Genomic DNA, 19,087 nt, shown 5'->3' with positions numbered 1-19,087 from the left:
CCGGCCCTTGAAAGCCGGGGCGTCCGCTCGGCCCTCCCAGCAGTTCCTCCATGCCTGGAAGTACGTCTTCAACACCGCCTGCGCGGCCTGCGCGGCCTGCGCGGCCTGCGCGGCCTGCGCGGCCTGCGCGGCCTGCGCGGCCTGCGCGGCCTGCGCGGCCTGCGCGGCCTGCGCGGGCAGGGCGGCGAGGAAATCGAGGTCCTTGCGGGCCTGGCGTACCGCGGCATCCGCACCTGCAAGGGTCCGCTTGTCCTTCGGCATCATCTGCCACCAGGCGTGCAGCAGGTTCCACATCGTGCGGGCCGCGTGCGCCTGGGCTTGGGCCGTCGACACCTCGGCAGGCGACAGTGAAAGCCGGGCCCGGTGCCCGAACTGCCGCTTGGCCAGGGTTCCTTGACGCACGACCGCAAGCCTATGCCACCACAATGGAACCGGACGTGCGCACTGGCCGTCATGTCGTCTACAACCTGCACGTGCACTTGGTTTTTGTCACGAAGTACCGACGTGAGGCCATGACCGACGCCATGCTCACGCGCTGCGAGGAGATCATGCGTGACGTGTGCACGGACTTCGAAGCCGAGCTGAAGCAGTTCAACGGCGAGCAGGACCATGTGCATCTACTGGTGCACCGCCGAAAGCCCAGCTCTCGAAGCTGGTCAACAGCCTCAAAGGCGTATCCGCCCGCCTCCTGCGCAAGGAGTACGACGCGCACGTCGGCCGATACCTGTGGGGCGGCCACTTCTGGTCCGGGTCCTACCTTGCCGGATCATGCACAGGGCTCCCCTGAACGTCGTACAGCAGTACATCGAGCAGCAGCAACGCCCCGTGAGATGAGGTCAACAGTGCGACCCGTGCCTACGGTGCGGGCCAGAGCAATCTTGAGATGCGCTTCACCACCGCCCTGAAGTGAAGGGCGGCGCACTGCGCAAGATCAGAGGTAGAAGTCGCGTACGGCTGCCCGGCCGCGGGCACCCATGGCTGTCGGCACATGAAGCACCACGGGTGTGTCCGTCATCGTCGCCATGGTCGTATCGACGTCGAGCGTGGCGAACTCGCTGCTGGTGTGCAGCTCCCAGACGCGTTCCAGCTCCGAGCGGTCGGCGGTGGTCGTCATGGCGGGCTCTCCTCGGGCTTCCATCCCCAAGCGGTGATCATTCCGGGTGACAGCGCGGCGCACTCGGGCGAGTCGAGATACCGCATCGCCGCGTCGATCGCCGCCTCGTCCACCAGGCCGGTGGCGACCATCGCCTCCCTCGACCTGTCCCATGTCCCGGCCCAGAAACGACTGATGGGACTGCCGGGGAGCAGGGGCGGCACATGGATCTCGGCCCCGACACGGCTGAGTCCCGCTGCGCGCAGCAGCTGCGGGTAGGCCGTGACCCAGGAGACATCGGTGCCGATGGTGTTCCGAAGTCCCTGCCACATCGCCCGCATCACGCGGGTGTACGGGGTGGTGGGGGCGTCGGCGGTGGTCAGGTCGACCGCATCGCTCAGGACCAGTACGCCGCCGGGAGCTACGAGATCGCCGAGTCGGGTGACCAGGCGCTGCCGGGAAGGCAGGTGCATGAGGACGAACCGTGCGTGGACCAGCTGGAATTGACCGGGCTCGAAGCCCGGTGCGCCGATGTCGGCCGCAAGGACGCTGAGCCCGGGGGTGGGGCGGGAGTTGAGGAAGCGTACGTCGCGGTCGACGGCGAGCACGCTCGAGACACCAGCCTCGTGCAGAAGGCGGCGGGCGATGGTGCCGGTGCCCGCTCCTGCGTCCAGACAGTGCCAGCCCGGGCCGGCCCCCAGATTCCGGAGCCGGGCCATGGTGGTGTCGTCATAGGCGAGCCCGCCGAGGTCGATGCGGTCGTCCTCGCCGGCTTGCTCCGGCCTGAACACGGCCTCGCCGTAGCGGCCCCTGCCCGGGGAATCCGACGCCGATCGTTCGTGGGGCTGGGCGCACATGCGTGTTTCACCGCCTCTCGCCTCTGGGGCGCCGCGCGAGCGGCGTGAGGTCGCCTGTGGGGTGACAGATCACCGCCGGCGGCTCGTCCCCTCCATTATGGCGGCGGCAGCCCGCGGCTGCCTCGGCGCGACCGGGCCATCGGAACGCACAGGGGGCCAACGGCTCAGGACCCGAGGGAGGGGAATGAAGTGCGTCACATGCCCATGCAACCCGCGACAGCGGCAAACCATCCTGAAAGGACCACAAAACCCGCCATCCGCAGCCTCGATTCGGATGCTTTATCCGTTTTTCCAAGCGAATCGGGGGTGCCCGACGAACGGAATACATGATTCCGTGGCTCTTCACGGCAGCCTCGAGGCTCTGGTACACGTGGCTGAGCCCAGCACGTACCAGCCGGAAGTATCGCCATGGACCAGGACCCCGCACCCGACCACATAGCCTTCACGATCGACCTCACCTTCGAGGAAGCCCGGCGGCGGGCCGAGGTCGTCACCGCGCTCGGACCTGACTGGGACCCGGTTGCAGCCCTCCGCTCCGAGGACGAGGCCTATGCGCTGCTCTACTCGGGCCTGGACGCCGAGCAGCAGCGCACGTACGACATGCTCGTGGCCGCCGGCGTCCTGCCGGGAGGGGAGCCGGGCCGTGCGACTTCCCATTGATCCACAGGCGGACGCGGCCCGCCGCGCCTGGGTGCCCTGCCCCGGCTGCGACGACGCACGCGACTGCACCACCTGTGCCGACCGGCGCAACTGCCGTGAGCACTGGCGCTACCTCATCTCCAACAAGGGCACCCGGGTCCACCTCCAGTGCCCGAGCTGCACCCATACCTGGACCCTGGAAACCCGCCGCGGCAGGGGCCTGCCGACCCCGTGACGCCGGCCGGCAGCAGAACCGCCCGGCCACCGGCCTAGAGCATCACATGCTTGACCTGCGTGTAGTCCAGAAGCCCGGCCAGGGACAGGTCGCTGCCGTAGCCAGAGTGCTTGACGCCGCCATGCGGCATCTCGGACACGGTGGTGCCGTGTGTGTTGACCCAGGCAATGCCGGTGTGGAGTGCCCGGGTCGCCCGCATCGCGCGCTCGTGGTTCGTGGTCCAGACGCTGGCCGCCAGCCCGAACCGTACGTCGTTGGCAAGCCGTAGCGCATCGTCCTCGTCGGTGAAGCGCTGGATGGTGACGACGGGGCCGAAAATCTCCTCCTGCACGATTTCGTCGTCCTGACGGACGCCTGTGACGACGGTGGCTTGGTGGAAATAGCCGGGCCGCGCCGCCCGGGAGCCTCCCGCGACGATGTCGGTGTGCTCGGGCAAGCGGTCCACCAGGCCTTCGACCAAGGCGAGTTGTGCGGCGCTGTTGAGAGGGCCGAAGTCGGTGGCCGGGCGCAGTTTCTCCGCATGGGCGGCAAATGCCGCGACGAACGCGTCGTGGATACGGCGGTGCACCAGGAATCTGGCCGGTGCCGTGCAGTCCTGGCCCGCGTTGTAGTACGCGACGGCTGCGAGATCGGCGGCGGTGGACTCGATGTCGACGTCATCGTGGACGATGACCGGGGCGTTGCCTCCGAGTTCCAGGTGGACGCGCTTGAGGTCGGCCGCCGCCGCGGTGGCGATCTCCCGGCCGGCGCGGACGCTCCCGGTGACCGCGATCAGCCGGGTGACCGGATGGCTGACGAGTGCCCTGCCGGTGTCGCGGTCGCCGCAGACCACATTGAGTACGCCGGGAGGCAGGTGCTCGGCGGCGATGCGGGCGAGCAGGGCGGACGACGAAGGGGTGGTGTCGGCGGGCTTGAGTACGGTCGTGTTTCCGGCCGCTATCGCCGGACCGATCTTCCAGGCCGCCATCATCAGCGGGTAGTTCCACGGGGTGATCTGGGCGCAGACACCGACCGGTTCACGGCGCAGCAAAGACGTACGTCCCTCGGTGTACTCGCCTGCGGCGGACCCCGGCAGATTCCGTGCGGCACCCGCGAAATAGCGCAACGTGTCGGTGAGGGCGGGCAGTTCGTCCGCGCGGAAGAGGTGTGCGGGCTTGCCGGTGTCCTCCACCTCGGCAGCCACCAGCTGGTCCGCGTGGGTCTCCAGGGCGTCGGCGATGCGCAGCAGCGCGCGCTGCCGTTCGGCCGGGGTGGTCACCGACCAGTTCTCGTAGGCGGCTGCCGCGGCGGCGCAGGCGGCATCGGTGTCGGCACGGCCGGAGAGCGGGGCTGTGCGGTGCGCCCGCCCGGTCGTGGGGTCGACGAGGTCCATCGTCGCGCCCGAGGCGGCGGGGACGTCCGCTCCCCCGATGTGGTTGAGGACGGGGGCAGGTGTCTCAGCCACGGCGCAGTGCCTCCTTCGCCGCGGCGCGGCCGGTGCGTACCGCGCCTTCCATGTAGCCGGCCACCCACTGGTCGGATCCGCAGACGTAGAAGGGCGGTTCATGGGTGCCGTGCAGGGGGCCGACGGCCATGACATCGCCGGGCGCCCACTGGGTGACGTATCCCTGGGTCCATGGATCGGTGCCCCACATGCGGATGTACGAGCTGATCGGGGTGTGCGCCTCGTCCCCGTAGAGGCGGGCGATGTCGCGGAGCAGTTCACCCTCGCGCAGGTGGCCGGGCATGCCGAGCAGGACGCCGTACCGCTCCGGCGGGACGAGTGCGGAGAGGATTCCCTCGTTCTGCGGCCAGGTGCTGCCGAGGACGCCCTCGCACTCGGACAGACCGTTCAGGTCCGACTCGCGCCAGAACGGCTTGTCGTATGCCGCGACGAACTTGGCGGTGACCGCCTGCCGTTGGCGGTGCAGGGAGGCGAGTCTCGCGTCGGAGACGCCCGTGACGGTGATGGAGCGCAGGGGGCCGACGGGAAGTGCGCTGACGACTGCGCCGGCGGTGAGCGTTTCGCCCCCGGTAAGCGATACGGTGCAGCCACCGGGCTGCACCGCGATCGCCTCGACTACCGCGCCCAGCCGTATCCGCTCCCCCAGCCCCTGCGCCATCAGCAGCGCGACGGTGGCGGAGCCCTCGGCGACCCGCAGGCCTTCCCAGTCCTCGTAGTCGTAGTGCTCGCTCTCGTCGCCGCCCGGGACGGCGGCGTGCTTGCGCAGGGCGGAGAGCAGCGAGGTCCGTTCGTACGAGCCACTGGCCAGGGCGAGTTGGCCGATCTCCCACAGGCGTACGACGGCGCCGCTCGCGTCCTCGGAGCGCAGCCAGTCGGCGACCGACAAGGCGTCGAGGGCCGTCGCCTCTGGATGGGACCAGGGGTCGTCCGGGCCGACGGTCCCGGCGAGGGCCGTGAACGCGGCGGTCAGCCGCCGGTGGCAGGTGTCGTCGCCGGGGCCGAACCAGTGGGGCGGGTCGCCCGCGGAGACACCTTCGGGCGTGGCGCGGGCCACGAAGCCGGGTTCGGCGACATAGCTGGGGACCAGGGTGAGTCCGAGTTCCCCGGCGAGGCCGAGGTAGGCGGTGTGCGCCCGGCCGACGACCTCGCCGCCGAGCTGGACGAGACGGCCGTCGGGCAGGGCGGTCTGTTCGACGCGTCCGCCGACCCGGTCGCGGGCCTCGACGACGAGTACGTCGGCTCCTCCGGCCGCCAGGTCCCGTGCGGCGGCGAGACCGGCGAGGCCGGCGCCGAGCACGATGACATCGTGATTCATGAACCGTTCCTTCGGTGGCTGCGGGGCGGTCAGTCCAGGACCAGGCAGTGCTCGGGCTTCCAGCCGAACTCGACGCGCTCGCCGCCGCTCCAGCGGTCCTCCATGCGGGAGCGGGCGGTGTTCTGCTCCAGGACGGACAGGGTGATGCCGGGGGCGAGCTCGATGAGGTAGGTCGTGGTGGCGCCGGAGTAGACGGTCTCGCGGATGACACCGCTGGCCAGTGCCATGCCGGCCTCGAAGTCGGAGAGCCAGATCTTCTCGGGGCGGATGGAGAGGCTGACGCGGCTGCCGTCGGGGACGGCGGGGCGCGGGCCGACGGGCAGGGTGGGGCCTTCGTCGACGACGACCCGACCGGCGCGGTAGGTGCCGGGGACGAGGTTGGAGGTGCCCATGAAGGACGCGACGAAGCTGTTGGCGGGGTGTTCGTACACGTCCTCGGGGGTGCCGCACTGTTCGACGCGGCCCTCGTTCATCACGGCGATCCGGTCCGACATCGTTAGGGCCTCGTCCTGGTCGTGGGTGACGAAGACGAAGGTGATGCCGATCTCCCGCTGGATCTGCTTGAGTTCGACCTGCATGCGGCGCCGGAGCTTGAGGTCGAGGGCGGCGAGCGGCTCGTCCAGGAGCAGCACCTGGGGTCCGTTGACGAGGGCGCGGGCAAGGGCGACGCGCTGGCGCTGTCCGCCCGAGAGGGTGCGGGGCTTGCGGTCGGCCAGTGGGCCGAGCTGGACTCGTTCGAGCATGGTGCCGACGCGTTCGCGGATCTCGGCCCGGGCGACGCCTTTGCGCTTGAGGCCGAAGGCCACGTTGTCGGCGACCGAGAGATGGTCGAAGAGGGCGTAGCTCTGGAAGACGGTGTTGACGTTGCGCTTGTTGGGCGGCAGCGCGGTCACGTCCTCACCGCTGAGCAGGACGATGCCGTCGGTGGGGTCGGTGAAGCCGCCGATCATGCGCAGGGAGGTGGTCTTGCCGCAGCCCGATGGGCCGAGCAGGGAGAAGAACTCTCCGGGGGCGATGTCCAGGTCGAGCTCCTGGACGGCGTACGAGTCTCCGTAGGACTTGCTGACGGAGTCGAGGCGGACGGCGGGCGTGATGTCGTCGGTTGTCACGGGTGTCACTTCCCGGAGAGCAGGTCGAGGCCACCGCGGCGGCCGAACAGACGCGGGATGAACAGGGCGAGGGCGATGAGGCCGATGGATCCGGCGAGCATGAGGGTGCCGACGGCGTTGATGGTGGGTTCGACGCCGAAGCGGATGGCCGAGTAGATGCGTACGGACAGCGGCTGCGGGTCGACGCCGGTGGTGAAGTAGGCGAGGACGAAGTCGTCGAAGACCAGGGCGAAGACGAGGACCGAGGTGGCGAGGATGCTGGGCAGCAGCGCAGGGAGGGTGACCAGGCGCAGTGCCTGCCAGCGGCTGGCGCCGAGGTCCATCGCGGCTTCCTCGGTCTCCGGGTTGAGGGCGGCGATCCGGGAGCGCAGGATGACCGTCACGTAGGAGATGGAGAAGGTGATCTCCGCGAGCATGACGGTGCCGGTGGACAGGGTGATGCCCATCCCCTTGAACAGGAGCATCGCGGCGACGCCGGTGACGATCTCCGGGGTGATCAGTGGGACGAGCATGATGAGGCCGGCGAGCGAGCCGAGGCGGCTGCGGGAGCGGACGAGGCCGAGTGCCAGGGCGACTCCGAGGATCATGGAGCCGGCCATGGCGACCAGGGACACACGCAGGCTCATGCCGAGCGAGGCGAGCAGGGCGTCGTCGTGGAAGAACTCCGAGTACCAGCGGAGGCTGAAGCCCTTGAAGACGGTCAGGGACTTCTGCGCATTGAAGGAGAAGAGGATGACGGCCCCAATGGGGACGTAGAGCAGGGCGAAGAAGAGCACCGTGACGGCGATGGCGAAGCGGGGCTTGCGGTCGGTGCTGCGACGGTGGCGCCGAACGGCCTTGGTCCGGGCGGTGGTGGGGCGTTGTGCCGTCCGCGGTGCGGGGCGGAATGTGGCCGGGGTGGCGGGGCGCAGGGTCATCGGACCGCCTCCGCCTCGTCCTTACGGGTGCGGCGCAGGTAGCCGATCATGCCGACGAACAGGACCGCCATCATGAGCATGGTGAGGGCGGAGCCGAGCGGCCAGTTCTGGCCTTGGAAGAACTTGTCCTGGATCAGGTTGCCGATCATGATCTGGTCGGGACCTCCCATGAGCTGGGCGCTGACGAAGTCACCCATGGCGGGCAGCAGGACGAGTACGCAGCCGGCCGCGGCGCCCTGTCTGGTGGCGGGCAGGGTGACGAAGAAGAAGGTGCGCAGCGGGCCTCCGTAGAGGTCGCGTCCGGCTTCGATGAGCGAGGTGTCCATGCGTTCCAGGGCCGCGTACAGCGGAATGATCATGAACACGATGAAGCCGTAGACCAGGCCGGCGATGACTCCCCCGCCCGTCTGGAGGATCTTCGTGGTCTCGTCGGCGAGTCCGGCGGACCGCAGCGCCTTGAGGAGGGGCCCGTCGTCGGAGAGGACGACGGACCAGCCGTACATGCGCACGAGGTAATTGGCGAAGAACGGGACGACGATGGCGGCGATGAGGAGGTTCTTGAAACGTCCGCCGTGCAGGGCGATGGCGTAGGCCACCGGGTAGGCCACGACCAGGCAGATGGCGCAGGTGAGCACGGCGTAGCCCAGTGAGCGCAGGAGTACCACGCGGTAGGCGGGGTCGGCCATCGCGGCGATGTTGTCGAGGTTGAACCCGAAGCGCGGATTGCCGAGCGGGTCGGTGGTGCCGAACGCGAGGGCGGCGACGAGGACGAGGGAGGCGATGAGGAAGGCGGTCATCCACAGGGTCCCGGGGACCATCAGCCAGATCCACAGGCGGGCGCCGGCGGCGCTGGGGCCGCCTCGGCGGCGGGGTGCTCCGGGTCGGCTGGGCGGGGAGGCCGCGGGTGGGGTGCTCGGTGACATGTCAGCCGGCCTTCACATGGGTCCAGGCGGTGTCGCGGGCCTGCTCGCCCTTCGAGGTGCCGTTGCGGAAGTAGAGGTCGTCCTTGAGGTCCGTGGCCTGGACGAGGCATTCGGGGAACGGCTCCACGATCGCGGCGTAGGTGTCCTCGCTGCCGCCGACCGGCATGGGGTAGCCGATGTACTCGATGTTCTTCTTCACGTTCTCAGGGCGGAGCATGTAGTCGATGAAGAGCATCGCCGTGCCCGGGTGAGGGGCGTTGACAGGGATGGCGTAGCAGTCGGAGTTGACCGGGGCGCCCTCCTTGGCAGTCTCGAAGCCGAAGACGGAGGGGTCCTTGGCCTGGCCGAGCATGGCGGCCATGTCTCCGCTCCAGGCCTGGGTCATGGCTGCATTGCCGTTGAGCAGGTTGTTGTAGCTGTCGCTGGAGAAGCCGCGCAGGCGGGGGCGGAGCGAGTGGAGGGTGTCGGTGATCCTGGCGAGGTCGTTCTCGTTCTCCGTGTCGATGTCGAGGCCGCGCTTGAGCGCGGCCATGCCGAGCACTTCGTCGCGGTCGTCGAGGACGAAGACCTTGCCCCTGGCGCGGTTGTTCCACAGGTCATCCCAGGAGCCCGTCAGATCGTCGCCGATCTTGTCCTTGCGCCAGCCGATTCCTGTCTTGTACATGGTGAACGGGACGGTGTGCGCGGAGTCCTTGTCGTACCAGGGGTCGGCGAAGTAGTCGTAGCGGCCGAACACCGACTCCGCGTGCCGCAGCCGGGTGTGGTCGATCTTCCTCAGCCGGTTTCCGGCAGCGAGGCGCTGGGCCCATTTCGCGGTGGGGAAGATGATGTCGTAGCGGTTTCCGGCATTGAGCTTGGCGACCATGCCTTCCATCGAGTCGAAGTTCGACTGGATGACCTTGACGCCGTACTCCTTCTCGAATCCGGCGAAGACGGCGGGGTCCACGAAGTCGGCCCAGTTGAAGTAGACCAGGTCACCGTCGGGCCTGACCTTGATCGGTTCGTCCGGGGGCTTCGATGCGACGGGATCGGCGGTGGTGAATCCACAGCCCGCGGCTGTCAGGCCGAGGGCCGCGGCGGCGCCGGTACGCAGGAGGGAACGTCGGGACATGCGTGGCAGGGGTGCCTCGGGGGACATCGTGGTCCTCTCCGTGGGGTCCCTTCAAGATCCGCCGGTCATGGGGGAGCTGCGGTTCCGTGGGGACAGTTCGGTACTGGGCGCGGTCCTGGGTGCACGGATGCCCTGGCTCCGTACGGACTTGGCGGCCGCTCGGGCGGTGCGGGGCACACCACCGGCTGCGGCGCGGACAACTCGCCTCGGCGGGCAGTGCTCAGGGCACCGCGCCGTCGAGGTCTGCCCGGACGCGGCCGGCGAACCAGCCGACCGCCGACTCGCGCCGGGACAGGGGCCCCGGTTCGAAGCCCGGAGTGGTCAGTCCTTTCTGGACACGGGCCACCAGTTCGGCGTCCTCGTCGTTGGTGATCCAGCCGATATGGATGTTCAGCCGCCGGGCGAGCCGGGTGCGCAGTCCGGTGCCACGGCGGGTGTAGAACGCTCCGGGTACGGCCACGCGGTCCACCGCCGTCGGGATTGCGGTCCAGGCAAGCACATGGTCGGGGTAGAAGTCGATGAGTGTGTTGGGGTAGATCACGGCGTATCGCCAGACGCGGCGGTCGGCCTCGCGCAGACCCGGCATGGGGGCGGCAGTGCGCTGGTAGAGGCGCTCGGCCCAGTTCGAGGAGGGCTTGTCGCGCAGCGGTGAGGCGAAAAGGGCGTACGCCTCCTCGATCTCGCAGGTGTAGCCCTGGTAGTCGAGCAGCCGCATCAGGCCCGGGTGGGCGACGGGTACGTGGTAGCCCTCGAGATAGTTGTCGACGGCTACTTTCCAGTTGGCGTGCTGGACCTCGGCGGCGTCCAGGTCATGGATACGGCTGCGGCCGACGGGCACCAGATCGGCCCCGGCGTAGTGGCCGACCGCTTCGGCGAGTGAGGCGCACTGCTCGCCCAGCGGTGCGGCGTCCTGGTCGAGGTTGGCGAACACGAACCCGAGGAACGACTCCACGCGGACCGGGAACAGCCCCAGCCTGGGCTTGTCCAGGCACGGAATCTGCCGCGCCTCGGGCGCGCCCACCAGTCGTCCGTCGAGTTTGTAGGTCCAGCCGTGGTACGGACAGCGGATGGCCTTGCCGGCCGGTTCGGGTGCGGTGACCAGCCGGGTTCCACGGTGGCGGCAGACGTTCAGATGGGCGGCGAGGCCGCCGTCCTCGGTCCGTACGACCAGCACTTCACGGTCGGCGACCGTGGCCGCCAGCCGGGCGCCGGGTGCCGGGAGATCGGACTCGTGGCACACCAGCTGCCAGGACCTGGCGAAGATGTGCCGGGTTTCCGCGGCTGCTGTGTCCGGGTCGGTGTAGTAGCGGGCCGAAAGGGCCTGACCCGGGCTTTCGTGGCTCGAGCCGTTCCGGCCGGGGCTGTGCCGGCCGGCGCCTTCGCGGTCCTGCCGGTCGGGGTGGTCCTGCTTCAGCGGCGCTGCGGGCGCTGACGGGGCTTCGGCTTCGGGCTGCATCGGCTGACTCCTCCATGCCGCGGACGCGGCGATCGGTGTTGAGGCGGCCCAGGGGCGGTTGGCGGGACTGGTGAGGCACCGAAAACCGCGCTGACTAATTGGTCAGTCAGATTGCTGTCGGGTTTCCGCAGTGTCAAGACTTGTGGACTGACTAATTGATTAGTTAGCGTAGTTCCCATCAGCCCCCGGCGACTTCGGCCCAAGGGCCCGAACCGGGCGCCGGCAGCTTCCCGGGCGGCCCCCGCCGCCCGGTTCCGTACCGCCGAATCCCCCGCTGTACGGCGCCCTCGTCCCCGGCACCAGGCCGCGGACACCGCGCCACCGCATCTCGCTCCCCACCGTCCGGTCACGCCGGGACGGCTCCCCACTGCATTCACCGGAGGCACGCATGAGCGGTCGTCGGAGTCTCGTCTGGCTCGGGCTCACTCCCGAACCGGAGCGGGAACTTCCCCTCACCGTCGCTGCCCTGCGCACTCGTGCGCCGCATGCGGCCGCGACGCCGCCGGCGCCGGCTGCCGCCGAGCGGCGGCGCGTGGAGCGGCTGATCCTGCACGGCAGCGAGCGCAGCTGGCTGCGCTACCTGGCCGAGGTCACCGACCTGGTCACGTCCGTCGCCGACGGCTCCTCGCCGGGAGACCGACGGGCCGCGCTTGCCGCGGGTGAGGTCGTGCTCGACCACCACCGGATGCTCATCGGCCTACCGGGCTCCGGATACAGCCGCACCGCAGGCGACCGCATAGCCCTGGAGGGCGCGATCAGGGCGCTGCGCACCACGACGACGGAAGGAGAGCGGGCATGGACGGCAGGAGGCCGGGAATGACCGTGACCGCCGGGCCGGGAACGACCGCCACCGGCGGACCCGGAACGACCGCGACCCGTATCGACTCCCTGATGCCGGATCGGCCGGGCCTCCTGCTCGGTCCGGCCCCGGAAGTGGCGGAGAGCGCCCAGGCCTATCTCGAGGCGAACGGGTACCGCGGGACGGACGACCCTGCGGGGTTGCTGGACCACATCGCCGATGCCGGGCTGCGTGGCCGCGGCGGCGCGGGATTCCCGGCCGCCGTGAAACTGCGAGCCGTACGGGACGGCGGAGGCATGCCCGTTGTCGTGGCGAACGGTGAGGAGGGCGAGCCCGGATCGGTCAAGGACCGCTGGCTGCTGCGGGCACGGCCGCACCTCGTACTGGACGGACTCGCCCGCGCGGCCGCGATCACCGGAGCCGTACAGGCCTATGTGTACGTCTCCGATCCCTATGCGGCCGCCCGCGTCCGCAGCGCCCTGGCCGAGCGTCCGCCGCCCGTGCCGGTCGCTGTGATCGAAACCGGTCACACCTACGTGGCCGGCGAGGAGAGCGCTGTCGTCCGGCGGATCAACGGCGGGCCCGCCCTGCCGGCCGCCAAGCCGCCCCGTCCCTTCGAGCGCGGAGTCTCCGACCAGCCGACCCTTGTCTCCAACGTCGAGACGCTCGCCCGGATCGCTCTTGTCGCCGCCCATCCGGACCTGCGTCACGACATCGCCCGCAGCACGCTGGTCACCCTGTCCTGCGACAGCGGCGGAGCGCTGCTCGCAGAGGTCCCGTACGGCACCTCGCTGCGCACACTTGTCGCCGCCCAGGGCACCGCCGATGCGTCCGGGGCCCTCATGGGGGGACTGTTCGGTGGACTGATCGGACCCGGCTCACTGGATCTTCCGCTCGACCCCGCCGCTCTCGCCGACGCGGGCACGGCATTGGGCTGTGGAGCCATCCGGTTCCTCACACCGGGCGCATGCCCGGTTGCGGCCGCCGCCGACGCCGTGGACCATCTCGCGGCCGAGAGCGCCCGCCAGTGCGGCGTCTGCGTATCGGGCACCGCCGCTCTTCGCGACACGCTCCAGCAGCTGGCCGCAGGCACCGCGGCCGCCGACACCCCTGAACGGCTGCGGCGCTGGTCATCCCGGCTGCCCGGGCGCGGCGCATGCGGACTGCTCGACGCGGCCGCGGGTACGGCGGGCAGTCTCCTGACGGCCTTCGCCGGCCTCGTCCGCAACCACCTCGATGCGGCCTGCCCGGCCTGTGCCTCCCGCCCGCTGACCGGCGGCCACCGACTCGTGGTGCCCGTACCGCAGGTCGCGGACGCGCCGCGGCCCGCCCCCTCCCCTGCCTGCTCCTTGCGCGCGTCCTCGCTGAAAGGAACATCGTGAAACTCTTCCTGGACTCCACACTCTGCCAGGGCTACGGGCTCTGCCAGGAGCACGCCCCCGATCTGATCGGACTCGACGAATGGGGCTATGCGGCAGTGCTCGCCGCAGACGTCCCGTCCGGTGAGGAAGCAGCGGCCCGCAGCTGCGCAGAGAGCTGCCCCAACTCCGCACTCCGGCTGGAGAAATGACATGGGCCGCGACCTCACACCGCTGTTCGACCCCAAGTCCGTAGCAGTCGTCGGAGCCAGCGACGACCCCGCCAAGTACGGTCACGCCGTCGCCGCCCAGGCGCTGCGCGCCCCCGGACGGCGGCCCGTGCACCTGGTGAACCGTCGTGGCGGCACGGTCCTCGGCCGCCCGGCGGCCACGAGCCTCACCGAGTTGGGTGAGCCCGTCGAACTGGTGGTGATCTCCGTACCCGGCGCCGGGTTCGAGGCCGCCGTCGACGACGCCCTGGCCTGTGGCGCCCGCGCGATCGTCGGCATCACCGCCGGCTTCGCCGAGACCGGCCCGTCCGGCCTGGCCAGGCAGCGAGCGATCGCCGCACGGGTGCGGGAGGCCGGAGCGGTCCTGGTCGGCCCCAACTGCCTCGGCATCGCGGACAACACGACCGAGCTCTATCTCGCCTCGGACACCTTCGCGCCCGGCGGCGTCGCGCTGCTGAGCCAGAGCGGCAATCTGGCGCTCGAACTCCAGCTGCGGATGGCGCCGCACGGCCTCGGCTTCTCCCGGTTCGTCTCCCTCGGCAACCAGGCCGATGTCACCCTCGTCGATCTGGTCGAGGACTGTGCACGGCACGAGGCCACCTCGGCCATCGCCGTGTATGCGGAGGACTTCGGCGACGGCCGCGCGTTCGCCCGGGCCGCTGCTGCGGCGGGCAAGCCGGTGGTCCTCCTCACCGCGGGCCGCGGCACCGCATCGGCCCGCAGCGCCCAGTCGCACACCGGGGCCCTCACCACCTCCGGCGATGTCGTGGCCGCCGCCTGCCGGGACGCCGGCGTGGAACTCGTCGCCACCCCGCGCGAGATGACCGTCGTGCTGGCGGCACTGAAGGCGAAGTCACGCGCCGCCGGGCGACGTACCGCCGTCTTCACGGACGGCGGCGGGCACGGAGTGATCGCCGCCGACGCGGCCGAGGCCGCAGGGCTGGACGTCCCCGAGCTGGGCACCGCGGCACAGGAAGACCTGCGGGCCCTGCTGTGGGAACAGTCCGCGGTCGGCAACCCGGTCGACCTCGCCGGGATGGGCGAGCAGGACCCGCACTCGTACGCCGCGACGGTCGCCGCGCTGCTCGCCGCCGACGAGGTCGATGCCGTATTGATGACGGGGTACTTCGGCGGCTACGCGGCCTCCGGTGGAGGACTCGGCGGTGGTGGAGCCACCCTCGCCGAAGGGGAATCGCTGGCCGCACGGGAGATCGTCGGCCACTGGCGGGCGACGCCCAAGCCACTGGTCGTGCAGTCGATGTATCCGCAGTCCCCGAGCTGCCGCACCCTGGTCGGCGCGGGCATACCCGTCTTCCGGGCCACCGAGGACGCCGCCCGTGCGCTGGCGGCGATGAGCGCGCCGCGGCAGGACGGTCCGCCCGGGGTGGCCCCGCTGCCGGCGGCCGCCGCACCTCTGCGCGATGCCGGGTACCACGGGGTACGGGGCCTGCTGAGTGCCGCCGGAGTGCCGTTCCCCCAGGCCCGCGAGATCACGGATGAGGCGGAACTGCTCGCCGCGACAGAGGAGTTCGACGGGCCGTACGTCCTCAAAGCCCTGCACGTCCTGCACAAGTCGGATGCGGGCGGAGTGGCTCTGCGGCTCGCCGGCCGGGACGCGCTCCTCGCCGCATACCGGGACATGCACGCCCGGCTCGGCGCTCCCGCCTACTCGGTGGAAGCGATGGCGGACCTCACGGACGGGGTCGAGCTGATCGTGGGAGTCAACCGTGACCCCCGGTTCGGCCCGGTCGCCATGGTGGGTCTGGGCGGCGTCTTCACCGAGACGCTGCACGATGTGGCCTTCTCTCTCGCGCCGGTTCCCGCCGCGCGGGCCGGGCAGCTGTTGCGGGGCCTGCGAACGGCCGGGCTGCTCGCGGGCGTCCGCGGCCGCCCGGCCGTCGATGTCGCCGCCGCGGCGGACGTCATCGAGCGCATCACCGAGGTCGCAGTCGCCCATCCCGAGATCGCCGAGATCGAGATCAACCCGCTGCTGGTGAGGCCGGACGGCGTCCTGGCCCTGGACTCGCGGGCCGTACTTGCCTGACTTCCCCTTCCCCGTTCCGAAAGGCCCCGGAGAACACCATGGACTTCCGATACACCCCTGAGCAGGCAGACCTCAAGCGCCGTGCCGCCACGTACTCGCAGCTGCTGATGCGGTACGAGGACCGGTCCGAGGAAGCGGGCGGCCCGCTGCCCGCCGAAACGGTCCGCGAACTGACCCGCGCCGCGATCGACGCCGGCGTCTACGCCATCAACATGCCCGCCGAGTGGGGCGGAGCCGGACTGTCCCTGCTGGACCAGGTCATCGTCGAGGAGGAGTTCGGAAAGGTCACCAACTGCCTCTGGGACATCCCCTGGCGGCCCGCCAACGTCCTGGCGTACGGCACCGAGGCGCAGCGGGAGAAGTACCTGCTGCCCGTCATCCGCGGCGAGCGGTTCGACGCGTTCGCGGTGACCGAACCCGGCGCGGGCTCCGACCCGTCCTCGGGAACCAGCACGGCCACCCGTACGGACGGCGGCTGGCTGCTCAACGGCGAGAAGTGGTTCGTGACCTGCGGCGACATCGCCGACTTCCTGCTGGTGCAGGCGGATGCCGGGCCGCGGCGGGAGGCAACCCTCTTCTTCGTCGACAAGCAGGCGCCGGGTGTGGAGATGACGCGCGTGCCGCGGTTCATGCACTCCGCGGTCAACGGACATCCCGAGTTCACGTTCACGGATGTCTTCGTGTCCGGCGAGGACGTGCTCGGCGGCGTCGGCAACGGCTACGAGCTGACGAAGGAGTGGTTCACCGACGAGCGGCTGATGATCGCGGCACGGACCACGGGCGCCGCCGAGCGAGCCCTGGAACTGGCCCGCGACTGGGCGCTCGAGCGCCGCCAGTTCGGCTCCCCCATCGCCGACTTCCAGCTCATCCAGGGCATGCTCGCCGACTGCGCCGTCGACATCGCCGTCAACCGCGCCTACACCCACCAGATCGCCTGGGAGGCCGACCAGCCGGGCACCGACCGCAAGGCCCTGCACGCCAAGGCCTCGACGGCGAAGCTCGCGGCGAGCGAGGCGGCGGGGCGCGTCATCGACCGGTGCGTACAGATCTTCGGCGGACGCGGCTACGACCGCTCCTACCCCGTGGAACGCCTCTACCGCGAACTGCGCGTCGACCGCATCTGGGAAGGCACCTCCGAGATCCAGCGCCTGATCATCGCCAACGAGCTCATCAAGCGCGGCACCCGGGTACTCGCGCTCCCCACCTCCTGACACCCGGTCGGTACGACCACAACCCCGAGGACTGACATGGACTTCCGTCTCACCGCCCGTCAGGAAGAGCTCAAGAGCTCCGCGCGCGGGCTCACCGACTTCATCATGAAGTACGAACTCGACTGCGAGGAGAACAACGGTCTGCCGCCGCAGGCCCACGCCGAGATCCGCGACGCCGTGCTCGACAGCGGGCTGCAGGCGGTCAACATGCCGGCCGAGTGGGGCGGTGCCGGTCTCACGATCCTGGAACAGGCGGTCGTCCAGGAGGAGCTCGGCAGGCTCACGGGCGCCCTGTGGGACATGGTGTGGCGCCCGGCGAACGCCCTGCGCTTCTGCACCCCCGAGCAGCGCGAGCGCTACCTCGTCCCCGTCATCCGGGGGCAGCGGCGCGACTGCTACGCGGTGACCGAGCCCGAGGCCGGATCGGACCCGCAGAACATCAGGACGACGGCGACGCGCACCAGCGGCGGCTGGGTGCTGAACGGCGAGAAGTGGTTCGTGACGGTCGGCGACCATGCCGACTTCATGATCGTGCTGGCCGCGGCGGGCGCCGAACGGGCGCCGACCCTGTTCCTCGTCGACAAGGAGACTGCGGGGATCGAGATGACACGGGTGCCGCGGTTCATGCACACCTTCGTCTACGAGCACCCCGAGTTCACTTTCACGGATGTCCGTGTCGCCGACGACGCGGTGCTCGGCGGTGTGGGGAACGGATACGACATCACGCGGTCCTGGTTCACCGAAGAGCGGCTGATGATCGCGGCACGGACCACGGGCGCCGCCGAGCGAGCCCTGGAACTGGCCCGCGACTGGGCGCTCGAGCGCCGCCAGTTCGGCTCCCCCATCGCCGACTTCCAGCTCATCCAGGGCATGCTCGCCGACTGCGCCGTCGACATCGCCGTCAACCGCGCCTACACCCACCAGATCGCCTGGGAGGTGGACGCCGGGCTCTGCGACCGCAAGACCCTGCACGCGAAGGCGGCCATCGCCAAGCTGTCGGCGAGCGAGGCGGCGGGGCGCGTCATCGACCGGTGCGTACAGATCTTCGGCGGACGCGGCTACGACCGCTCCTACCCCGTGGAACGCCTCTACCGCGAACTGCGCGTCGACCGCATCTGGGAAGGCACCTCCGAGATCCAGCGCCTGATCATCGCCAACGAGCTCATCAAGCGGGGCACCGGAGTTCTGCAGATCCCCTCGGCCGGCTGAGTCCGGGAATCCCGCGTCCCGGCGCAGTGCCGGGGCGTGGGGCCCGACCAGGGGCGGCCCTGGCGGCCTGCCGTGAACAGCCATCCGTGAACAGGCCTACCGAGAACGGGAGTACCGATGACCGATGTCGAGCGGATCGGGGTGGTGGGCTGCGGCCTGATGGGGTCCGGGATCGCCGAGGTGTGCGCGCGGGCGGGACGGGACGTCGTGGTGGTCGAGGCCGATGCCGGCGCAGCGGAGGCGGGCCGCAGACGGATCACCGCGTCGTTCGACCGTGCGACGGCGGCCGGGAAGCTGACGGCCCAGGAACGGGATGCCGCGCTGGCGCGGATCGTGACGACCTCGGACATGGACCGGATGGCCGACCGGGACCTGGTGGTGGAGGCCGTCGCCGAGCACGAGCAGGCGAAGCTGGAAGTGTTCGCGCGACTCGACAGCACCGTGCTGCGGGCGGACGCGATCCTCGCCACCAACACCTCGTCCATTCCGGTCATCCGACTCGCCGCGGCCACCGGCCGTCCGGAACAGGTGGTGGGGCTGCACTTCTTCAACCCGGTCCCGGTACTGCCTCTGGTCGAGCTGGTGCCGTCCCTGCTGACCGGCGAGAACACCGCACGGCGCGCGGAGGCGTTCGCCTCCGCGGTACTGGGCAAGGAGGTCGTCCGCGCCCGGGACCGGTCCGGGTTCATCGTCAACGCGCTGCTCGTGCCGTATCTGCTGGCCGCGGTTCGGATGGTCGAGTCGGGCACGGCGTCGGTCGAGGACGTCGACCGGGGCATGGTGCTGGGCTGCGCCCATCCGCTCGGTCCTCTGGCTCTCACCGATCTCATCGGCCTCGACACCACGCAGGCCATCGCGGAGTCGATGTACGAGGAGTTCCGCGAGCCCCTGTACGCTCCTCCGCCGCTACTGGCCCGGATGGTCGACGCGGGTCTGCTCGGGCGCAAGTCCGGCCGGGGATTTCACACCTACCGATGAGTTGCCGAACTGCGGCCCGGATTGCGACCGGTCGGCGGACCGGGGCCCGGACCGGGCGGTATACGGGAAGATGGGCTGCGGCGCGACGGGCAGGCGGCCGGTCGGCCGCCACCTGACGACACCTGCGTACACCGGCACCTACATACACCGACACCGATA

The 19,087-nt window shown here is 70.3% G+C and carries 18 protein-coding genes and 2 pseudogenes; 10 read left to right on the top strand and 10 right to left on the bottom strand.

The window, feature by feature from the left end; translation table 11 throughout:
• A pseudogene (locus ACFYWI_RS31880) lies at positions 1–402 on the bottom strand (hypothetical protein); the annotation flags it as partial.
• A gap of 23 nt (positions 403–425) precedes the next feature.
• Here ACFYWI_RS31880 and tnpA point away from each other — a divergent pair.
• Positions 426–834: pseudogene (tnpA, locus tag ACFYWI_RS31875) on the top strand (IS200/IS605 family transposase).
• 97 nt (positions 835–931) lie between these two features.
• Here tnpA and ACFYWI_RS31870 read toward each other — a convergent pair.
• Together ACFYWI_RS31870 and ACFYWI_RS31865 are read right to left on the bottom strand one after the other, a co-directional pair.
• Positions 932–1,114, bottom strand: coding sequence for a hypothetical protein (locus ACFYWI_RS31870; RefSeq protein ID WP_389239231.1), 183 nt, complete (start codon positions 1,112–1,114; stop codon positions 932–934).
• Positions 1,111–1,950 carry a class I SAM-dependent methyltransferase gene (locus ACFYWI_RS31865; RefSeq protein ID WP_389239230.1) on the bottom strand — a complete coding sequence of 280 codons (840 nt, stop codon included), beginning with the start codon at positions 1,948–1,950 and terminating at the stop codon, positions 1,111–1,113. The genes ACFYWI_RS31870 and ACFYWI_RS31865 overlap by 4 nt, the downstream gene beginning before the upstream one ends.
• A gap of 408 nt (positions 1,951–2,358) precedes the next feature.
• On the opposite strand from ACFYWI_RS31865, the gene ACFYWI_RS31860 reads away from it, so the two are divergent.
• The gene (locus tag ACFYWI_RS31860; RefSeq protein ID WP_389239229.1) at positions 2,359–2,610 is read left to right on the top strand and encodes a DUF6400 family protein; all 252 of its coding nucleotides are present in this window, start codon (positions 2,359–2,361) and stop codon (positions 2,608–2,610) included.
• Positions 2,594–2,824 (top strand): hypothetical protein, encoded by a 231-nt coding sequence (locus ACFYWI_RS31855; protein ID WP_389239226.1) that lies wholly within the window; start codon positions 2,594–2,596, stop codon positions 2,822–2,824. Before ACFYWI_RS31860 ends, ACFYWI_RS31855 begins: the two co-directional genes overlap by 17 nt.
• Before the next feature lie 34 nt (positions 2,825–2,858).
• Here ACFYWI_RS31855 and ACFYWI_RS31850 read toward each other — a convergent pair whose 3' ends face one another.
• From ACFYWI_RS31850 to ACFYWI_RS31820, 7 genes are all read right to left on the bottom strand, one after another.
• Positions 2,859–4,268, bottom strand: a complete 1,410-nt coding sequence (locus ACFYWI_RS31850; RefSeq protein WP_389239225.1) for an aminobutyraldehyde dehydrogenase — start codon at positions 4,266–4,268, stop codon at positions 2,859–2,861.
• Positions 4,261–5,583 (bottom strand): flavin monoamine oxidase family protein, encoded by a 1,323-nt coding sequence (locus ACFYWI_RS31845; protein ID WP_389239223.1) that lies wholly within the window; start codon positions 5,581–5,583, stop codon positions 4,261–4,263. Before ACFYWI_RS31845 ends, ACFYWI_RS31850 begins: the two co-directional genes overlap by 8 nt.
• 29 nt (positions 5,584–5,612) lie before the next feature.
• A complete protein-coding gene (locus tag ACFYWI_RS31840; protein ID WP_389239221.1) occupies positions 5,613–6,701 on the bottom strand; it encodes an ABC transporter ATP-binding protein in 1,089 nt (362 codons plus the stop codon).
• Positions 6,698–7,609, bottom strand: a complete 912-nt coding sequence (locus tag ACFYWI_RS31835; RefSeq protein ID WP_389239219.1) for an ABC transporter permease — start codon at positions 7,607–7,609, stop codon at positions 6,698–6,700. Before ACFYWI_RS31835 ends, ACFYWI_RS31840 begins: the two co-directional genes overlap by 4 nt.
• A complete protein-coding gene (locus ACFYWI_RS31830) occupies positions 7,606–8,427 on the bottom strand; it encodes an ABC transporter permease (protein WP_389239217.1) in 822 nt (273 codons plus the stop codon). Before ACFYWI_RS31830 ends, ACFYWI_RS31835 begins: the two co-directional genes overlap by 4 nt.
• 106 nt (positions 8,428–8,533) lie before the next feature.
• Positions 8,534–9,643 carry a spermidine/putrescine ABC transporter substrate-binding protein gene (locus ACFYWI_RS31825; RefSeq protein WP_389239215.1) on the bottom strand — a complete coding sequence of 370 codons (1,110 nt, stop codon included), beginning with the start codon at positions 9,641–9,643 and terminating at the stop codon, positions 8,534–8,536.
• 220 nt (positions 9,644–9,863) lie between these two features.
• Positions 9,864–11,099, bottom strand: a complete 1,236-nt coding sequence (locus ACFYWI_RS31820; RefSeq protein WP_389239212.1) for an aromatic ring-hydroxylating dioxygenase subunit alpha — start codon at positions 11,097–11,099, stop codon at positions 9,864–9,866.
• Between the two features lie 388 nt (positions 11,100–11,487).
• Here ACFYWI_RS31820 and ACFYWI_RS31815 point away from each other — a divergent pair, with 388 nt between their 5' ends.
• From ACFYWI_RS31815 to ACFYWI_RS31785, 7 genes are all read left to right on the top strand, one after another.
• Entirely contained in the window at positions 11,488–11,919 is a 432-nt protein-coding gene (locus ACFYWI_RS31815) for a hypothetical protein (RefSeq protein ID WP_389239210.1), read from the top strand.
• A complete protein-coding gene (locus tag ACFYWI_RS31810; RefSeq protein WP_389239208.1) occupies positions 11,895–13,280 on the top strand; it encodes an NADH-ubiquinone oxidoreductase-F iron-sulfur binding region domain-containing protein in 1,386 nt (461 codons plus the stop codon). The genes ACFYWI_RS31815 and ACFYWI_RS31810 overlap by 25 nt, the downstream gene beginning before the upstream one ends.
• Positions 13,277–13,468 carry a ferredoxin gene (locus ACFYWI_RS31805; protein ID WP_389239206.1) on the top strand — a complete coding sequence of 64 codons (192 nt, stop codon included), beginning with the start codon at positions 13,277–13,279 and terminating at the stop codon, positions 13,466–13,468. Before ACFYWI_RS31810 ends, ACFYWI_RS31805 begins: the two co-directional genes overlap by 4 nt.
• Position 13,469: 1 nt before the next feature.
• Positions 13,470–15,530, top strand: coding sequence for an acetate--CoA ligase family protein (locus ACFYWI_RS31800; RefSeq protein WP_389239204.1), 2,061 nt, complete (start codon positions 13,470–13,472; stop codon positions 15,528–15,530).
• Between the two features lie 38 nt (positions 15,531–15,568).
• Entirely contained in the window at positions 15,569–16,741 is a 1,173-nt protein-coding gene (locus ACFYWI_RS31795) for an acyl-CoA dehydrogenase family protein (RefSeq protein WP_389239202.1), read from the top strand.
• A 36-nt stretch (positions 16,742–16,777) separates the two neighbouring features.
• Positions 16,778–17,950 carry an acyl-CoA dehydrogenase family protein gene (locus ACFYWI_RS31790; RefSeq protein WP_389239200.1) on the top strand — a complete coding sequence of 391 codons (1,173 nt, stop codon included), beginning with the start codon at positions 16,778–16,780 and terminating at the stop codon, positions 17,948–17,950.
• A 117-nt stretch (positions 17,951–18,067) separates the two neighbouring features.
• Complete coding sequence (locus ACFYWI_RS31785; protein ID WP_389239198.1) at positions 18,068–18,928, top strand: 3-hydroxybutyryl-CoA dehydrogenase; 861 nt, start codon at positions 18,068–18,070, stop codon at positions 18,926–18,928.
• Positions 18,929–19,087: the final 159 nt, after the last annotated feature.

This window comes from Streptomyces sp. NPDC002889 (assembly GCF_042888425.1).
GTDB lineage: Bacteria > Actinomycetota > Actinomycetes > Streptomycetales > Streptomycetaceae > Streptomyces.
Note: the sequence above shows the minus strand (reverse complement) of the source record. Positions and strands in the feature narration are given on the sequence as shown.